Below are 17,774 nucleotides of genomic sequence, written 5' to 3' on the forward strand. Positions count from 1 at the left end.
TAAAACCTTTGCAACTTTGAGCCTTTGAACCTTTGCAACTACGCAGTAATTGCCAGCGAATTCAAGTTAAACTTATACTCTTTTGGGTCCGCAGTTGAATTTTTGTTTGAAAATTTTAGAGAAATAACTTCTGCTGGTAAAACCGATGCAATACACTATTTCTGAAATATTTAGATCTGATGTTCGAATTAAAATTTCAGCTTTTAAAACTCTCATATGCGTAATATAGTCGTTGACCGTACGATTATGGATCATTTTAAAACCTTCCTGAAGTTTGTTTGGAGATAAACCAGATTTTTTACTTAGAGATTTAATAGAAAAAGCTTCTTCTGGGCTTGCTTTAATAAATTCTGAAAGTTCTTTAATTTCTTCCATTTCTCTTAAAGTCAATCCGCTTGATTCGTTTGCAAAAGCATGTAAATCGTCTGAATGCTGTTGAATTTCCATTGCCAGAATAATTCTCATAATTCCCTCTTTCAATAAATTGCGAACAATTCCGGTTTGGGTAATTGAATTAAGCTGTTCAATTTTTTCTGCAATTTGTAAATTATAAGAACCGATATAAAAGAAATCCTGAACAAGATTGTTTTCAAAAAAAGTATCTTTTACTCTTTGGTTTAAAGAATGCAATTGCGATTTGGCATCAACTTGAGTGCCCACTATAATTAAAGTCAGTTTTGTTTTCTTTCCTTTTTCAAAAAATAAAACATTATCCTGATTTTGTTTTGAAGTAACAATTGCAGTTTGAAAAGTTTTTAATTTTCTTTCTTCGCCGTTTAGTCCAAAACTGTGTGAGAAACTTCCTTTAGAACAATACGCAAAATATATAGGTGACGATTTTACATTTAAAATATCCAATCTGACATCACTTGAAAATGTCATATCAAATTGAACATATGAAATATTATCATTGAAAGAAGCGCCGATAATCGAACCTTCTGCAAAACTATTTTCTACTTCAAGTGTATACTCGTCTAAGTCAAAAGTCACTTTTCCACCAAAGTTAGTATGAAGTTCATCAAATATATTTTGAGTTTTTTCTGTATTTATAGTAACAATTTTCATGGTGACTGGATTTAAATTCTATAATTTGCTATTCAGATTTAAAAGAGGTTCAGGTACTGCATGCTCTACAAATCTGAAATTCAAAGTTCGTCTAAACACAAACCAAAAATGTTATATAATTTTATCGTTTTGTTTTATAATTCCTTATAAATGATTATTTTAACAAATACAAAAAAATCACGCTATTAAAATATGAAAAGCTTCTCCTTTGCACCAGTTAGTTCTAAAGATTCTAAAATACTGATTTTAGGCACAATGCCTGGAACAAAATCATTAGAACTCAATCAATATTACGGTCATAATCAAAACAACTTTTGGAAATTTATGTTCACTATATTAGGAGAAGAATTTTCACAGGATTATGAAACCAGAAAAAAATTACTCCTTAAAAACAATATTGCTCTTTGGGATGTCTTACAATTTTGCGATCGTGTTGGGAGTTTAGACAGCGCCATTAAAAATGAAATTGCAAATGATTTTGAAAAGTTTCTAGAAAGTCATCCTCAAATAGAATACATATTTTTTAATGGACAGAAAGTCGCAGACATTTTTTAAAAAATATGTTCACTTAGAAAAGGATTATAAAAAAATGACGCTTCCATCGACTAGTCCAGCCAATGCCAGCAAGGATTTTAAAAACAAACTGGAAGAATGGAATATCATTCAGACCTTATTATAAGGCATGAATTTTATAGAATTAAATAGCAAATATTGGAATCATGTAACTTTTTCCTTTTAAAATATAACAAATTATAGTCGCTCTAAAAGTAATTTTACATCGTAGAAAACAAAGAAAAATAAGCCCTGTTGAAAATTTGATTAACGAAAAGGAAAGGCTTTCTTCTTATTAAAATTACTTAACAAACTTTAACGAGTTTAGATTATAAAGAGAACATTGGTTATGTTAGTTTATTTTTGGGAAAAAGTCGCTCTATAATTTTATAGAGCGACTTTGTTTTTATACGATACTTAAAACGAAAAAACATGAAAATTCAGACCTATTACAATCATATACGATTTTACACACCGCACCATTTTATATATTATCCTATTTTAATATTATTTTTAATCGCCAGCATTTATCTTGCTGTAACGACAGACGAACATTTAATCTGGGGATTTATAAGCGTTGTTTTTATATTTTTATTTGCTTTGGCTTTTATGTCGCGCCAGCATTATGCACTTACGCTTCAAAATAGAATTGTACGTTTAGAAATGCGCTATCGTTATTTCTCTTTAACAGGAAAAAGATTTGAAGATTTTGAATACAAACTTACAGACGATCAAATATTTGCCTTAAGATTCGCACCAGACACTGAACTAATTCAGCTTGTAGATGATGTTTTAAAAAACAATTTAAGTGGAGACGCCATCAAAAAAGCAATCGTACACTGGAAAGCAGATTATCATAGAGTTTAGGAATTTTAAGTTTAGGGGCAAAGGTTCAGAGGTTCAAAGGGACAAAGGTTTTTAAAGACGCAAATAATTGCGTCTTTTTTTATTTCATAAGTCGATAAAGCCTTTGAACCTTTGAACCTCTCAACCTGTGAACCTCTGAATATCTGAAACCTTTGAACCTCTGAATATCTGAATATCTGAACCTCCCAACCTATGAACCTTTCAACCTTTGAACCTCAGAACCTCAGAACCTTTGAACCTCAGAACCTTTGAACCTCTGAACCTCAACTGAGTATTTTATTGATAATCAGAACACAAAAAATAAAAATGAACGATTATTTTTACTAACTTTATTGTTAAATATTTCCTAACCAAAATTTAAAAAACTAATCTGATGAAAAAATTATTTGTTTTTTTGGTACTGACGCTCTTTTGGATTCCGTTAAAAGCTCAAACAACTGCAGAAAATATTTCAACCGAAAGTACAGCATCTTTTAAAACTGAAAATGAAGATTTGCAAGACAGTTATGCCGACGATCTTCCGTGGCATGCGAGACGGTTCAAGGTAACTGCGGGTGCTTTTTTTCCTGTAAATAATACTGAGGTTGAAGTTGGAAGCAATAATGGAAACTTTGGAAATCTAATTGATTTTGAGAACGATCTCGGATTTAATAAAAGTTCCGTTTCCTTCTTTGGAACTTTTGAATGGAGAATCTCAAGAAGGTCAAGACTTGGAGCAGAGTATTATTATTTAAGCAGAAGTTCTACCAAAACACTTCAGAGAGAAATTGAATTTAGGGATCACGTTTATCCTGTCAATGCCACAGTTTCGGCTTTTATGGATAATCACATTGGAAGAATTACCTACGGTTATGCCTTTATATCAAAACCAAAATACGAAATTGGTGCTCTTATTGGGGCGCATGTTTTATTTGGAGATATCGGAATGAGATTAGAGGGAGCAACAATTGAAGCAGAATATAAAGATAATTTTAATTTTACTGCGCCTCTACCGGATGTCGGAATTTGGGGAGAATTTGTATTGGGCAGAAAAGTCGGCTTATATGCTAACTTTAACTATTTTGCGATTAAAATCGATGATTTTGATGGAAGATTATTGAGCTATAATTTATCTGTTTTATATAATGTTTACGAAAATTTTAGTCTGACAGCTGGATATACGGGATTAAATATAAGAGTTGACATGGAAAAAGAAAGACTAAATGGTTTCTTTAAATGGGGTTATAATGGTCCGACTTTAACTGCAACTTATAGTTTTGGAAATCATGTGAAACTTTATAAAAATTAATTTTTAAAGGTGCTAAGATACTGAGAGGCTAAGGTTCTGAGTTTTTTTAGAACTGAAAACTATTTTTACCGCAAAGAGCGCTAGGAATTACGCAAAGTTCGCTAAGTTTTTTGAGCTTGATGGAATAATCTCGCAAAGTCGCAAAGTCGCAAAGTTTTATATTCTTAGCGATTTTGCGACTTTGCGAGATTAATTTTTTACACAAAGCTTTGCGAACTTTGCGTTTTTATAAAACCTAGTGGATAAAAAAATCTTTGCGCACTTTGCGATAAAACTATCCACAAAGACAAAAAACTTGAAACCTGAAACCTGAAACTTGAAACAAAAAAACAAACCCGATAACTGCTCTGCTATCGGGTTTACTGCCATACTTAAACTTAATTAACTCAAAATAAAACTCAACTAATTTATTTCTCGATTGGAGAAAATTTTATTGCTGTTCCTCCCCCAGCCGCCAACTTGATATTTAATATGGTTTTGTTGTTTACTTTTTGTTTAGAGATTGTAACTGGATACGGATTGGTCTTATAATTTGCTCCAGCTCCGTCTGCGTAAATTGCTCGCTTCGTATTCTTTATCTTTATCTAAAAACGATAACGTCACTTTTAAATCCCTGGCACTTCTATTTGTAATGGAACCCAAATACCAGTTTTTCTCGTCCCAGTCTTTACGGGCAATTGTAGTATATTCACCAATTTTAGAATCTAAAAATTTGGTATCAGACCAAGTGCATGGAACATCTTTTACAAATTGAAATTCTGGTTTACCTTCATAATTTTCTGGTAAATCGGAAGCCATTTGCGGCGGACTAAAAATAATTACATATAATGCCAATTGATTTGCTAATGTAGTCTGTACTTTTGCCCCAGAAGGCGTTTTATAATCAAAATTAAAATTCCCAGGCGTGTAATCAAAAGGTCCAGAAAGCATTCTGGTAAAAGGAAGCGTTGTTAAATGCTCTGGTGTATTTCCTCCATCTACAGACCACGCATTGTATTCCTGCCCTCTTCCGCCTTCCTGCGACATAAAGTTGGGATAGGTACGCTGTAAACCCGTTCCTTTCATCGGTTCGTGGTTATCAATCATAATATGATATTTAGCAACTGTTTCAATTACTTTTTCTGTAATGACGCGCTCCATACTGGCTGTCGTGCCATTCTTTTTTATCTAAATATTTATTAACATAACCCGTTTTAACTGAATTCACGCCCATTTTTTGATACAGTTTAAAAGCATCTTCTAACTGACTTTCGTAGTTTTTGGTTGCTCCAGCCGTTTCATGATGTCCAATTAAACGAACATTTTTTATAGCAGAGATATTTTGTGATTTCTTCCAAATTAAAATCTGGATATGCTTTTACAAAACTAAATGCAGAACCATCTGCCGTCCAATCGCCATCCCAACCTTCATTCCAGCCTTCAACTAGAACTCCATCAAAACCATTTTTCGCCGCAAAATCGATGTACTCTTTTGTGTTTTTGGTTGTTGCACCATGTTTGGCTCCTTGTCCCCAAGTGTATTTTTCTAAATGCATTCCCCACCAGATTCCAATATATTTTGAAGGCGTAATCCAAGAAAGATCTTCAATTTTTGATGGTTCATTTAAATTCAGCATAATAGTTGAAGCCGCCACTTCTCCAGGATTCTTACCGACAACAATGGTTCTCCAAGGCGTTTTAAAAGGCGTTTCTGCATAAACTTTTACGCCATCTGCCCACGGTACTAAATCACTTTTGTATTGTTTGTCTGTAGTTTTTAAAAGTGTCATTGAGGCAAAATCGGTTAAATTGGCTTCGTGAATAGCTACATACAATTTATCTTTTGTTTCAAAAGTTGCAGGAGTATTAATAGTATCGGTCTTACTCATTAATGTTTTGCTGTATTCACTTTCGTAATAGCTATTTTCACGGTGAACTGGAATCCACCAAACTTCATTATTATCCTTGAAAGTAAATTGCGTTATTTCATTAGAAATTTTGACTTTTCCTAGATTAGGCTGTTTCGGAAATTCATAACGAAAACCCAAACCATCATCAAAAACTCTAAAGATAATATCAACCAAACGCTCCTCACCTTTTGTTTCTTTTAGATGAACAATTAGTTCGTTATAATGATCCCTGACTTTTTTGAATTCGCCCCAAGGCTGTTCCCAAGTTTCGTCTGCCGATTTTTCTTCTGTTGAAACTACTTCAAAACCTTCAGTCATTTTTGGCAGGCCTTGAAATTCGAATCCCAGCAGAGAAGGTTCAATAACCGATTTTCCGTTAGACGAAAAACTATATTGAGGCTGTCCTGATGGTGTTAATTCAAAAGTTAATTCAGAAATTTTTTCAGGAGAACTGATTTTATACGTTTTTTTAGTACTGCAGGCAAAAATCAGCATTGATGCCAGTGCCATGAGGCAGTATCTATATGTTTTGTTTTTCATTATTTAATTGTATTAATTACAGCTCTATTTAATTTCGCTCAATATTTGTTTTGCTTTTGCTGACTGCATGGAAACAAAATAATTGAACGCTTGATCGAGTTTTTTCTGGGCTTCTACATTTCCTTTTTTCTGTACGCGTAAATCATACAATTTGCTGATTTCTGTAAAAACATTTTCTGAGTTTGTTACTCCGGCAAATGCTTTTATTTTTTCTACATAAGAATATCCAAATTCAACTGTTGGTTCGAACATTGTTCCCTCTCCGAAATCATTCCAAGTAATAAGTCGCAGGTAATCTACATTTGCATTTTTTGCTAATGAAAGTGTTGCATCCAATGTCGCTCCGTTATTATGCTCTATTGTCCAGCCAATTGCCGCCTCCGCCTCCGCCTTCGGCATAAAAATCTTTAAAGCCAGGATAAGCACTTCCCATCGCAACTCCTAATTTTGGTTTGGTATTCGTATAAAAATTAGTCAGGAAACTATTGTCTTTATACACCCATGCGTACTCTCCAGTCGCGTTCTCCCCTGCTTTTACAGAATGATCCCAAAGTGTCAGGAATGTTGGTTTTGTAGTTAAGGTATTCAATACGTTTGTCCATTCTGCAGGAGTCTGCAAAACAATTGGACCGAAATTCATTAACAGAGGTTTTCCATTAATTTTAATATAATTAGCATCAGTAAAATAATTATTTTGTACATAAGCTAAATCTGTTTTTGCTGCACTTGTCGCCGAAATTGCTTTTCCTGCATTTACAACATTCGTTAAAAATCGGTCTTCGTATACAATTGCATATTCTAAACCTACTTTGCCCAGCATTTCAATTAACTGCTCGGTATTTTCTTTGACCATTCTATAATCGTTTACATCATAGGTGCCATACCAGTCGATCAGGATTCCATCAATTCCTGAATATTTCATTAATAATAAATGATTTTCAATCACATTTTTATCGCCTGAGTGATAAGGTCCAATCAGCGGATAATAATAAGATGCTATTTCTCTTCGGCCGTTTGTTCCTACATTGTTCGGATTTTTGTTTGCCATTGTCCAATGATAACCCCATTTTTTATCGGCACTGCTTTCATTAGTTTCAAACCACGGCATATAATGCATATAAATTTTGGTACTGTTGGTTTTCTCAATCGCAACAGGTTTTACTACTTCTGGTTCTACTGGTTTATCTGAACCTTTGTCATCGCCGCGCATCCGGCAACCATCACAATATTCATTAAACCAAAAACCATCGCTGTGATATATCTTTTCATACTGATTTGTATTATTTATTTAGAACTCTTATTTGCAAGTTTTTCCACTTCTAATAACTCTCGCTGTAAGACCATTTGAAGATTTATACAATAGACCCAGCGAGACAAAATATTTATAGAAAACATTCATACATAATGTCAAAAAGAACCCCAGCGGGGTCAAATTTTGTTGTCGCCCAAATGTCACTCCAACGGAGTTTTAATCATAATTCTTAACTATCCCATAAACATTCAGCTCCTCTGGAACTTTACTATTATTAGTGTATAAAAAAACTTTAGTAAATTCATATAAACATATCAGCCTTCCACGACTAACCAACATGGAAGACTGACAGTTTAAAACCTAATTCAAAGGATATCCAGGATTTTGTTTTAGGTTTTTATTTGTAGTTAAAACAGTGCTTGGAATTGGGAAAATTGCTCTGTATTTTTCAGTTGTTCCTTTTTCCCACCATGGCAGGAAGAATGTTCCAAAACGGATATTATCTGTTCTTCTTCTTCCTTCGAATGTAAATTCTTTAAGCAGTTCTTGGTCTATAAAAGCAAGATCTATAGTTGCCGGCATTTCTTCTCCTGCTCTGGCTGTCACCTGCTGTAAAAACGGTCTTGCTAAATCTGGCGAACCTAAACGCACGTAACATTCTGCCTGCATCATTAAGATTTCTGAGTAGCGAATTAAAACAAAATCATGATCGCGTTCCCATTGTTCTCCCGCTTTCATTTCGTATTTCGCGAGACGAACTCCTTCATTTTCTTTGGCATCTCCCAAACTTGTTAAGTTTTCTGTGTAAGTTAATGGCTCTCCATTGTCCATCATAATTACAGAACCTGTTGCAAGATTGATTTGATCTCCCGCAAGCATACATTTTTTTCTTTTATCTGTGTCTGCAAAAGCTGAATATACTCCTGGCTGTGCACACATTCCGTTAGCGCTCCAAGGGTAATTTCCTATTGGAGAAATAGCTAATTTTTGATTGTAATGTGCAGACATTGAATTCATGTAGTTTCCAACAGTTCCCGCTTTTGAATCGTAAGGAACAGCAAAAATAATCTCGCTTGAGGTTTGATTTTCTGTGGCAAAATTGGTAAAGAAATCTGGTGTTAAAGTATATCCCGTAACTTTTTGACATGCCTCTAAACAATCCTGCCAGCGCGCTGTGCCAATAAATGCTTCAGAATTCAAATACAATCTTGCTAAAATAGAATACGCCACGTTTTTAGTTAATTTAGAATACACCACATTTCCATTTAAAAACGGAATTGCATCTGTAAGCTCTTTTTCAACAAAATCATAAACTTCTTTTCTTGTTGAATTGCTTGGAAGATCTGTATCTTCAAAATTGGTTACGATGGGCACATTTCCAAATAAATCCAAAAGATTGTAGTAGTAATATGCTCTCAAAGCCTTTAATTCTGCAAAAATGGGTTCTTTTGCTTTTTCTGTCAAAGACGATTTATTGATTTGATAAATGATCGCGTTGATCTTAGCAATTCCAGTATAATTGTAACGCCAAGCCGAAAGAATCATTCTATTATCTGCTTTCCAAGTATGTTTTTGTGCATCTTGATATTGCCCGCCGTCGTACCAGTTGGTTCCTCTTGTTGGAATTGTGGCTTCGTCTGAAACTACTTCATTCAAAAAGAAGACATATTCACAAGTTGGGAAATTATTTGATATTGCATCAGAGAATCCTCTTAACGAAGAATAAGCTCCTCCAACCAGCGCATCAATTTCTTTAGTTGTATTTCCAAAATTCCCATCTTCTACCTGATCATATAACTGTTCGTCCAAATCAGTACATGACACCGTAAAAAGCATGCTTAAAAGTATCGCCGCTGTTATTTTGATTTTCATTTTTAATATTTTATGGTTATCAATTCGCTTAGTTATTCAGCGTAAAATTTAATCCAACAGAAATTGTCGTTGGTCGAGGATAATTATTGTATCTGTCAATTCCAGGAGTCGCTAATCCCGTTTGGTCTACAACTCCAGTTTGATTTATTCCGTCCTGAGCATTTAAACCAATCTCTGGATCTACACCTTTGTAGCCTGTAATTACAAACAGGTTTTCTCCCATTACATAGAATCTAACTTTAGATTTTTTGTATTTTAATGGCAGAGTATAACCAAGTGATAAAGTTTGAAGTCTAAAGAATGAAGCATCTTCAATCCAATAATCAGAATACTTTGGCGCCGAAGTAATACCACTGTTTAAGAAATCATCGGGCACGTTAAAAGCTGGTAATCTGTTTGGATCGTTTAACATCATGTTGGTTGCATTCAATGCTTTTTGACCAAACATTCCGTATCCTGAAATTCCAAGATCAAAATTTCCATAAGTAAAATTCATCCCAATACCTAAAGTAAGGTCTGGCTGAATATTTCCTAAATCTCTTTTATCAGCATCAACTAAAGCACTTTCTGCAACTACTTCATTTGCCGCATTGTAATACTGTATTTTTCCATCAGCATCTAAACCAGCATTTTTGAATCCCCAGAAAGTTCCAACTGGATATCCTTCTGCAATAATTTGAGAATATTGTCCAGACATACCCGCTAAACCGTGTAAAGAACCGCTGTAGATAACATCTGTTTTATAAGTTGGATTTGAAAGTTTTTCGATTTTCTGAACATTATGCCCAAGCGTCAAATTAGCATCCCAAGTAAATTTATCTCCTTTAACGATATTTGCATTTAGAGTTAATTCAACTCCTTTATTCGACATTTCGCCTACGTTAGCCAGCATTGTTCCAACCAAATATGGAGGCTGAGGCACTTCATACGTATATAATAAATCTTTTGTTGTTTTAGAATACCACTCAAATGAACCAGTAATCCTATTAAAAAGTCCGAAATCAAAACCAACGTTTATCTGCTCTGTTGATTCCCATTTTAAATCAGGGTTTGGATTTTGTTTTGGCGAATAGGCCAAACTCCACGTTTTAGTAATTGGATCGTAGTAACTGTCGTTTCCAACTCCAAGAATAGAAAGCGATTTGTATTCGCCAATTCCGTCTTGATTTCCTGTAACTCCGTAACCCACTCTTACTTTTAAGTTGTCTAACCAACCTTTTGACGATTCCATAAATGCTTCGTTAGAAATTCTCCAGGTCCGCAGAAGCAGATGGAAAAGTTCCCCATTTATTGTTTTCTCCAAAACGGCTTGATCCGTCGCGTCTTACAGTTGCAGTCAATAAATATTTGCCGTCGTAACCGTAGTTGGCACGAGCATAAAACGAAACTAAATTTGATTTTCCTTTGTATGAGTACACATCGCCCAAACGATAATTGTAACCTGCACCCAAATTATTATAGCTGAAAGCATCTGTTACAAAACCGCCTCTTTGTGCTCCAAAACCTTCGTAAATATTTTCCAGATAAGAATACCCAGCTAATGCACTAACATTATGTTTGTCGAAAGTTTTAGCATAATTTACATAAAGTTCCCCTTGTGCGTTTGTAAATTCACCATAACTTCTTTGTGCAAAACCGCCTTCTGTCTGTCCTTCCATAACAGCATAAGATGGTTTATAAGTTCCTCCTTTTACGGCATTATGTTCTAACGAAATATTAGCAGTAGCGGTAAAATCGTTTAAGAATTTCACATCTGTTTTAAAATAACCTAACAATCTGTGTCTTTCATTATCAATAGTCCTGTTGGTTAAAATCTCAACTGGATTTTGATAAATATTTCCAGTTACTTCAGAAAATTCTCCATTAGAATTGTAAACTGGAATTGTTGGATTTAGGTTGTAAGCTCTTTCAAAAATTCTGTAATCAATTGGATGCCATTTATCGATATTAGCAAATAAACCCATATCGAATTTTACCTCTTTGTTGTCTCCCAGAAATTGATACGCCGTTACGTTTCCGCTGATTCTTTCTAAACCAGATCTTTTAATAACGCCTTCGTTATTTAAATAAGAAAGGGAAGTTCTAAAACCGCTGTCTGCTTTACCAGAATTAATACTCAAAGTATGTGACTGCGAAATAGCTGTCTGTTCAATTGCTTTCTGCCAGTTTGTATTACCGCCGTAGTCCACAGCATCTGCAAGTCCATTATCACGAACATAACCTCTCCATTGATTTGCCGATAAAAGATCTAAATTATCTGTCACATAACCAATGCTTGATAAACCGCTGTATACCACAGAAACTCCTTTTGTACCCGATTTAGTAGTAATCATAATTACCCCATTTGCACCTCTAGAACCGTAGATAGCTGTTGCAGAAGCGTCTTTAAGCACGTCAACCGATTTAATATCTGCCGGTCGCACCACGTTAATATCAACACCCGCAATTCCGTCAACCACAATTAACGGACTGTTGCTAGCTGTTAAAGAAGTTCCGCTGCTGCAAGCGTATTGTAGAACCCGCAGAAGGATCTCCAGAAGGACGAATAATATTCAATCCTGCTACTTTTCCTTGTAAAACCTGTTCTGTAGAGGAAATCGTTCCTTTTACTAAATCATCAGCTCCAACGGTAGAAATTGCCCCTGTTAAATCAGATTTTTTTACTTTTCCGTAACCTACCGAAACCACTTGTACTTCTGCCAAGGTATAACCGTCGTTTTGCAGACGTACTTCAAGATTTGAAGTTGATCCAGTAATTTGAACTCTCTGCGTTGTTGAACCTATAAAAGAAACTTCAATCGCACTTCCTACGGTCGCCTGAAGGCTAAATTTACCATCAAAATCTGTTGTAGTTCCGTTTTTAGTTCCTACTTCAATGATAGAAGCTCCCGGCAATACAGTGCCAGTATTGTCGTAAACGGTTCCTGATATTTGTTTTTTCGTCTGCGCGAAAATGCCTGCAGAAAGAAAAAGCATAAATATCATCAATACCGCCGATTTAGCAATCCACATTTGATGCAGGACGCTTTTTGTATTTTTACTATTCATTAGAATTGGTGTTTTAATTTAATAGTGAATTATTTATCTAGAGTTTTTAGCGGAATTGTCGTGTCTGAAATCGTTTTGTCTTTGTTGTCTTTTACCAAAACATGAATTTCAGTCAAATTTGAAACGCCGTTTAGTTCAGAAACTAAATTGACAAAACCTTTTATTTCTGCAGTTCCTCCAGAAAACTCACCAGAGAATGTTTTCGCGCCGGCCGTAATAGTGTAGAGTAATTTGTTTACGCCTGGTTCGTTATTTTTTCTAGACATTCCAAGAAAATCTTTTTGACTGATTTGCAATGGGAAGAAATTGAAACTCGGCGGTGGCGACGGAATAAATTCTCCAGCATAAATAATTTGGTCGCCAGAGTTAGTTGTCCAGTCTTTTGCTACAAGAAGGAAAGTTATATTTTCCATAACAAAGCCCGCCGGTGGATTGTAGTATTGTCTGCGGAATCAAATCCATTCTATAAAAACCGTTTCCAAGATCTTTCAATTTTGTTTTTTCAGATACATCAGGAAGCCAAGCCTGATATTCTTGTAAAACTGCCCAGTTGTTTAATCCACTATGAAAATGAACACTTTCAACACCTTCAAAACCATCTTTTAAATTAGAGTTAAATAAAATACTTACCGGTTTATCGATTAGTGGTTTTGTTGGATAAGATCTAATTACCTCATTTGCTGTATAAAATGAAGAGAAATCAGTGTAGGGCATATTGGCAACTTCACTTTGTTTAGATCCGTTTTTGTTTTTCAAACGAAACCAAAAACCAGCACTTGCAAGCAATTTCAGCCGGAGTTTTAGAAAAATAAACTGTTGGGGTTAAAGTAAAACTCCAAACTTTATTTCCTTCATATTTTAGTTTTGCAAACTCAGAAGAGTTTTCCCAGTTTCCAGCATCCGGCTCAGATGGAGACCAGATCCAGATGTATAAATTTTCGTTTTCTGCAAACGTAGTTCCCGATAAATCAAAATACCAAGTAACTTGTTCATCGTATTTGTACACTACAGGAAATGATGACATTGCCCCTACAGCTCCTGTAGTTTCCTGCGCCTGAATAAAATTAGGAGCCATCAACAAGGCAAGTAAAATTGTATATATAAAATTTTTCATATTACTTTTTAATTAATAGCATTTAATTTAAATACATAAGACACAAAATCTACTCCGTCTGAAGAATGCGTTAACTGAATCTGCATTTCATCATTCTTTCCCGGAACGGAAATCAATCGAAGTTCGTCTGTTTTTTGAGTTTTTTGTGCATCGCTGTACAAGTAGATTTTTGTTGTGCCGGAATTGGTCGGCTGAAAATCTGAGCTGAGCGCCCAATATCCCTTTGGAGCAAATAATGGAGGGACATTTCCTGTTACTTCATAACTTGTTGGCCTGTTGTTTTCATCTACGCTGAAGTTGATTTTAAAATCTTCGTAATTGAAATAGGTATTCAAGTTTTCTTCATTTGGTTCGATCTTATTTGCTTTCGCAACTTCATCAACCATTTTCAGATTTGCTAATTGCCAATTCCCATTTACTTTCTCATAAATGGTAATTGGATCTACGTAGCTTCCATCTTCTGTGTTATCGCATGCAAGAGCAAAAAAACACATTATAAAAGCTAACCAGTAAAGACTTTTACATTTCATAAATTTTGGTTTTTGTTAGTTTGTTAACCCTTCAAAAGGATAGAGCGAAGCTAGAAGTTAAATAAATCTTAAAAAAAATATCTGAGAAAAATCAAGATAAAATTCAGACATTTTATAATACAACTAATTAAAAATCAATTATTTATAATTATTTTTACAATTGAAAAATCAAGATGGTGTTTAGATCAAAAACGATGATTTTTTAATGGTAAAAATGACAATATGTAAAATAATCAGTATATTTTTTTCACTATACACATATCTAACCTCTTTTTATTGTATAATTGCAAATAATTTATCTGTTTTTAACATTTACAGCTTATTTTCATTTCAAAAACCACTTTCTAAAGCGATGTTATTAAACAATTTACAAGATTCTAAAAACGAGGCTTTCTGTATTTTCTAACTTATTTTTAATTTTAAAACGAATTAACTAAATCTATCTAACAACCATTTTTTTACCCTAAACCACAACTAAATCATGCGAAGAATATTGATACTGCTTTTCTTCATTGGAGGTTTTTCTTTAACTGCGAAAGAGACAAATCCTTATTTAGAAGAATTAGATCAGGTGCTTTTGAAAAAAGACATTTACCTGAAACAGAAATATCGAAAAATTGAAGCTTTAAAGAAAAATATTTCCAAATTCACGCTCAATCAAAACAATGAGGAGCTGTACAATTGTTATATATCATTATTTGACGAATACAAATCTTTTAAATATGACTCTGCTTATTATTATTTGGAACAATCTAAAATCAAAGCTAAAATCTTAAAAGATCCAAAGTTTTTATCTAAAAGCCGAATCAAAGAGGGTTTTGTGCTATTATCTTCAGGACTTTTTAAAGAAGCTATTGATACATTGAATGTTATTGACGATACTAAGCTGGATCTTAAAAACAAATTTGAATACTACAATATTAAGGCCCGTGCTTATTACGATCTAGCCGATTACAACCGCGATCAGCGTTTTAATATTCATTATGTACAACAGGGAAATCATTTCTTAAAAAAGGCATTAGAATTAATTGGAACTAATACAAACGAATATTGGGCAGCAGAAAGCCTGAAACGCCTTAAGCAACAAGACTGGCGCGGTGCTGAATTTGCTTTTAGTTATTGGATTAACAACTATAATCTGCCTGCGGAATATTATGGAATTGCCACTTCGAGTCTCGGTTACATTTATTCTGAACGCGGTTACACCAAAAAAGCGATTCAATATCTCGCACTTGCCGCTATTGCCGATGTAAAAAATGCGACGAAGGAAACGGTTGCTCTTCGAAATTTAGCCAACGAGCTTTTTAAAATGGGTTATTTGGATAAAGCCAACGAATACATCAATATCGCAATGGATGACGCTACTTTCTACAATGCAAGACATCGAAAAATTGAGATTTCGTCGATTTTGCCTATTATCGAAAAAGCACAGTTGAATAATGTAAAAGATAAAAATGACAAACTGGAAAAAATCATTATTCTTTTGACGATTCTTACGGTTATCATTTTTCTGTTTTTAGGAATCATCTTTAAACAATTGAAGGAAAAAAATAAGGCCAGAAAAATTATGGCTTCTTCTTATTTGCAATTGCAGGAAATGAATGTGAGTTTGAGTGAGGCAAATGCCATAAAAGAAGAATATATAACGTATTTTATTAAGGCAACTTCGGCTTTCATCAATAAGATTGATCATATCCAGAAAAGTACGCTCCATAAGATTATTACTAAGAAAACAGATGAAGTCATAGCGAGTTTGAAACGTTATAATGTAAAGGAAGAAAGAGAGAATTTATTCCATCAATTTGATGAAATCTTCTTGAGATTATTTCCCACTTTTGTAACAGAATTCAACAAATTATTCCCAAACGATCATAAATGTATTGTCAAAAAAGGTGAACTACTGAATACTGAATTACGAATTTTTGCTTTATACCGATTAGGAATTCAAGACAGTAATCAAATGGCAGAATTTCTCGAACTTTCTGTAGCTACAATTTATACGTATAAAACCAGAATCAAAAGTAAATCTGATTTTAAAGATACTTTTGAGCAGAAGATTATGGAGATTAAAACTATTTAAAGATACTAAGATTCTGAGGTTCTAAGTTTTTTTTCAGCATAATGGAATTAATTGTATCATAAAGAAAAAGCTCCAGCGGAGCTTAATATTTATAGGAATAATTAACAGCATCTAAAAAGCTCCAGCGGAGCGACATATAAATTTATCGCTCCGCTGGAGCTTTTTGTATAACAAATATTTTTCTATAAATATTTCGTCCCCCTGGGACTTCTGATAAAAAGAACAATTTCCATTATATTTTTTTTTCTGATAAAACATTTCGTACGCACTACATCTCAATTCTTGAATTGCTTCGCCTATTCTCTATAGCGAGTCGTGGCTGTCTTTTATTATTCGGAAGTCTCCAATTGCAAAATCGTATTTTGATAGATCTTACTTAATGAAAACAACTGCTCGACAAAAATCATTATCGCAAGTGGTATAAAGAAAAATACAACTAAATCTTCTTCGTATAAAAAATACGTCGTAATCATTAAGATGCGGGCGTATTCTAAATAATACATCCATTTTCGCTGTTCTAATAAAGCACCGCAATTAATTAAAGTTATTAAAATAAAAGAAAGCACAAATACCTTATCGTAAATTTCTAGATAATCAAAATAATAGGTAAAAACGGTTAAAACCAACGTGCAGATTCCCAATTGAATATAAAGGTAATTTTTAAATCGAAGCCTTTGATGCGGATTGCTTTTATCCTGCAGAAAGCGCTTTTCCAGAATTGGGCGGATATCTTGATCCATGTGCGCCGGACTTCCAAAAACAGCTTTCCATCTGGCTTTAAATCCGCTGGAGCGTTTCCATAATTCGTAAATTTCGAAATAATAATGAAAATGCCGCCATAAAAAACTATAACTTTTCAGCGGATGTGTCAATCCGTATTTTGGTTTTTCTTCTTCCGTTTGAAAAGTTCCGAAGAGACGATCCCAAAAGGTGAACATATCTCCGTAATTTTTGTCTAAATATTTTTCGTCAGATGCGTGATGAACGCCGTGAACAGAAGGAGTTACAAAAACGTATTCCAGCCATTTTATTTTACCAATAAGCTGTGTATGCGTAAAGAAAGAATAAGCTCCGTGAACGATGAGCATGGTAATTACCATACTTGGATGAAAACCTATTAAGGGCAGAATACACCAAAAACCTGTTCGAACAATGGCTTGAAAAGTAGTAATTCTGGTCAGCGCAGTAAAATTAAATTCTTCACTGTGATGATGCACAATATGCGGCGCCCAGAAAAAATTGACTTCGTGTCCTAATCTGTGATACCAATACCAGACAAAATCCGTTGCAAGAATTAGGGCAAACCAAACCAAGGCATTACTCGGAATATCAAATATTCGATAATCATCATAGATCAAATAATACAACTGGTAAAAACTGGCGACAATAAATAAGTTAATTAATCGCTCTGCAATACCAATACTGATATTAGAAACGGAACTTTCGTAATTAAAAATTTCAGGCCTTTTTCTGCGCTGCGCAAGTTTATATTCCAAAAACAAAAAAAGAAAAAAGGCCGGCATGGCAAATGCCAGAAAATTAATATTTTTCATTTGTATGATTCTTTCGATTCTAAAAATTTTATTAAAAACATCAAACGAAAAAGACATTTCCACCAATTACGCTTTTAGGGACACTAAAAATGTAATCAACGAAAATGATCTTTTACGAAGTAAA

The 17,774-nt window shown here is 34.1% G+C and carries 20 protein-coding genes; 4 read left to right on the top strand and 16 right to left on the bottom strand.

Going from position 1 to position 17,774, the window contains the following annotated elements; genetic code table 11:
* Window positions 1–72 precede the first annotated feature (72 nt).
* Window positions 73–1,065, bottom strand: coding sequence for a helix-turn-helix domain-containing protein (locus ACZZ95_RS23870; protein WP_463470987.1), 993 nt, complete (start codon window positions 1,063–1,065; stop codon window positions 73–75).
* A 192-nt stretch (window positions 1,066–1,257) separates the two neighbouring features.
* On the opposite strand from ACZZ95_RS23870, the gene ACZZ95_RS23875 reads away from it, so the two are divergent.
* From ACZZ95_RS23875 to ACZZ95_RS23885, 3 genes are all read left to right on the top strand, one after another.
* Window positions 1,258–1,620, top strand: a complete 363-nt coding sequence (locus ACZZ95_RS23875) for a DNA-deoxyinosine glycosylase (protein WP_463470988.1) — start codon at window positions 1,258–1,260, stop codon at window positions 1,618–1,620.
* Between the two features lie 429 nt (window positions 1,621–2,049).
* Window positions 2,050–2,484: a DUF6526 family protein gene (locus ACZZ95_RS23880; RefSeq protein ID WP_463470989.1), complete on the top strand. Its 435-nt coding sequence runs from the start codon at window positions 2,050–2,052 to the stop codon at window positions 2,482–2,484.
* Between the two features lie 373 nt (window positions 2,485–2,857).
* On the top strand, window positions 2,858–3,772 hold the full coding sequence (locus ACZZ95_RS23885; protein WP_463470990.1) for a hypothetical protein: 915 nt from the start codon (window positions 2,858–2,860) through the stop codon (window positions 3,770–3,772).
* Window positions 3,773–4,179: 407 nt separating this feature from the next.
* Here ACZZ95_RS23885 and ACZZ95_RS23890 read toward each other — a convergent pair whose 3' ends face one another.
* From ACZZ95_RS23890 to ACZZ95_RS23955, 14 genes are all read right to left on the bottom strand, one after another.
* Complete coding sequence (locus ACZZ95_RS23890; protein WP_463471761.1) at window positions 4,180–4,356, bottom strand: glycoside hydrolase family 97 C-terminal domain-containing protein; 177 nt, start codon at window positions 4,354–4,356, stop codon at window positions 4,180–4,182.
* Complete coding sequence (locus ACZZ95_RS23895; protein WP_463470991.1) at window positions 4,298–4,912, bottom strand: glycoside hydrolase family 97 catalytic domain-containing protein; 615 nt, start codon at window positions 4,910–4,912, stop codon at window positions 4,298–4,300. Before ACZZ95_RS23895 ends, ACZZ95_RS23890 begins: the two co-directional genes overlap by 59 nt.
* Window positions 4,881–5,123: a glycoside hydrolase family 97 catalytic domain-containing protein gene (locus ACZZ95_RS23900; RefSeq protein WP_463471762.1), complete on the bottom strand. Its 243-nt coding sequence runs from the start codon at window positions 5,121–5,123 to the stop codon at window positions 4,881–4,883. The genes ACZZ95_RS23895 and ACZZ95_RS23900 overlap by 32 nt, the downstream gene beginning before the upstream one ends.
* On the bottom strand, window positions 5,050–6,201 hold the full coding sequence (locus tag ACZZ95_RS23905; RefSeq protein WP_463470992.1) for a glycoside hydrolase family 97 N-terminal domain-containing protein: 1,152 nt from the start codon (window positions 6,199–6,201) through the stop codon (window positions 5,050–5,052). The genes ACZZ95_RS23900 and ACZZ95_RS23905 overlap by 74 nt, the downstream gene beginning before the upstream one ends.
* Window positions 6,202–6,225: 24 nt before the next feature.
* Window positions 6,226–6,600 (bottom strand): hypothetical protein, encoded by a 375-nt coding sequence (locus ACZZ95_RS23910; protein WP_463470993.1) that lies wholly within the window; start codon window positions 6,598–6,600, stop codon window positions 6,226–6,228.
* Window positions 6,551–7,411: a glycoside hydrolase family 71/99-like protein gene (locus ACZZ95_RS23915; RefSeq protein WP_463470994.1), complete on the bottom strand. Its 861-nt coding sequence runs from the start codon at window positions 7,409–7,411 to the stop codon at window positions 6,551–6,553. The genes ACZZ95_RS23910 and ACZZ95_RS23915 overlap by 50 nt, the downstream gene beginning before the upstream one ends.
* Before the next feature lie 402 nt (window positions 7,412–7,813).
* The gene (locus ACZZ95_RS23920; RefSeq protein ID WP_463470995.1) at window positions 7,814–9,325 is read right to left on the bottom strand and encodes a RagB/SusD family nutrient uptake outer membrane protein; all 1,512 of its coding nucleotides are present in this window, start codon (window positions 9,323–9,325) and stop codon (window positions 7,814–7,816) included.
* Window positions 9,326–9,353: 28 nt separating this feature from the next.
* Window positions 9,354–10,556 (bottom strand): TonB-dependent receptor domain-containing protein, encoded by a 1,203-nt coding sequence (locus ACZZ95_RS23925; protein ID WP_463470996.1) that lies wholly within the window; start codon window positions 10,554–10,556, stop codon window positions 9,354–9,356.
* 10 nt (window positions 10,557–10,566) lie between these two features.
* Window positions 10,567–11,784 carry a TonB-dependent receptor plug domain-containing protein gene (locus tag ACZZ95_RS23930; RefSeq protein ID WP_463470997.1) on the bottom strand — a complete coding sequence of 406 codons (1,218 nt, stop codon included), beginning with the start codon at window positions 11,782–11,784 and terminating at the stop codon, window positions 10,567–10,569.
* 16 nt (window positions 11,785–11,800) lie between these two features.
* On the bottom strand, window positions 11,801–12,373 hold the full coding sequence (locus tag ACZZ95_RS23935) for a carboxypeptidase-like regulatory domain-containing protein (RefSeq protein WP_463470998.1): 573 nt from the start codon (window positions 12,371–12,373) through the stop codon (window positions 11,801–11,803).
* A gap of 29 nt (window positions 12,374–12,402) precedes the next feature.
* A complete protein-coding gene (locus tag ACZZ95_RS23940) occupies window positions 12,403–12,786 on the bottom strand; it encodes a hypothetical protein (protein WP_463470999.1) in 384 nt (127 codons plus the stop codon).
* Complete coding sequence (locus ACZZ95_RS23945; RefSeq protein ID WP_463471000.1) at window positions 12,740–13,159, bottom strand: hypothetical protein; 420 nt, start codon at window positions 13,157–13,159, stop codon at window positions 12,740–12,742. The genes ACZZ95_RS23940 and ACZZ95_RS23945 overlap by 47 nt, the downstream gene beginning before the upstream one ends.
* The gene (locus ACZZ95_RS23950) at window positions 13,107–13,487 is read right to left on the bottom strand and encodes a hypothetical protein (protein ID WP_463471001.1); all 381 of its coding nucleotides are present in this window, start codon (window positions 13,485–13,487) and stop codon (window positions 13,107–13,109) included. The genes ACZZ95_RS23945 and ACZZ95_RS23950 overlap by 53 nt, the downstream gene beginning before the upstream one ends.
* 8 nt (window positions 13,488–13,495) lie before the next feature.
* Window positions 13,496–14,017 carry a DUF5004 domain-containing protein gene (locus ACZZ95_RS23955; RefSeq protein ID WP_463471002.1) on the bottom strand — a complete coding sequence of 174 codons (522 nt, stop codon included), beginning with the start codon at window positions 14,015–14,017 and terminating at the stop codon, window positions 13,496–13,498.
* Between the two features lie 481 nt (window positions 14,018–14,498).
* Between ACZZ95_RS23955 and ACZZ95_RS23960 the strand changes: the two genes are divergently transcribed.
* Window positions 14,499–16,097 carry a DUF6377 domain-containing protein gene (locus ACZZ95_RS23960; RefSeq protein ID WP_463471003.1) on the top strand — a complete coding sequence of 533 codons (1,599 nt, stop codon included), beginning with the start codon at window positions 14,499–14,501 and terminating at the stop codon, window positions 16,095–16,097.
* Between the two features lie 329 nt (window positions 16,098–16,426).
* On the opposite strand, the gene ACZZ95_RS23965 is transcribed toward ACZZ95_RS23960, so the two are convergent.
* Window positions 16,427–17,650 carry a sterol desaturase family protein gene (locus ACZZ95_RS23965; RefSeq protein ID WP_463471004.1) on the bottom strand — a complete coding sequence of 408 codons (1,224 nt, stop codon included), beginning with the start codon at window positions 17,648–17,650 and terminating at the stop codon, window positions 16,427–16,429.
* Between the last annotated feature and the right edge of the window lie 124 nt (window positions 17,651–17,774).

This window comes from Flavobacterium sp. AC267 (assembly GCF_979258715.1).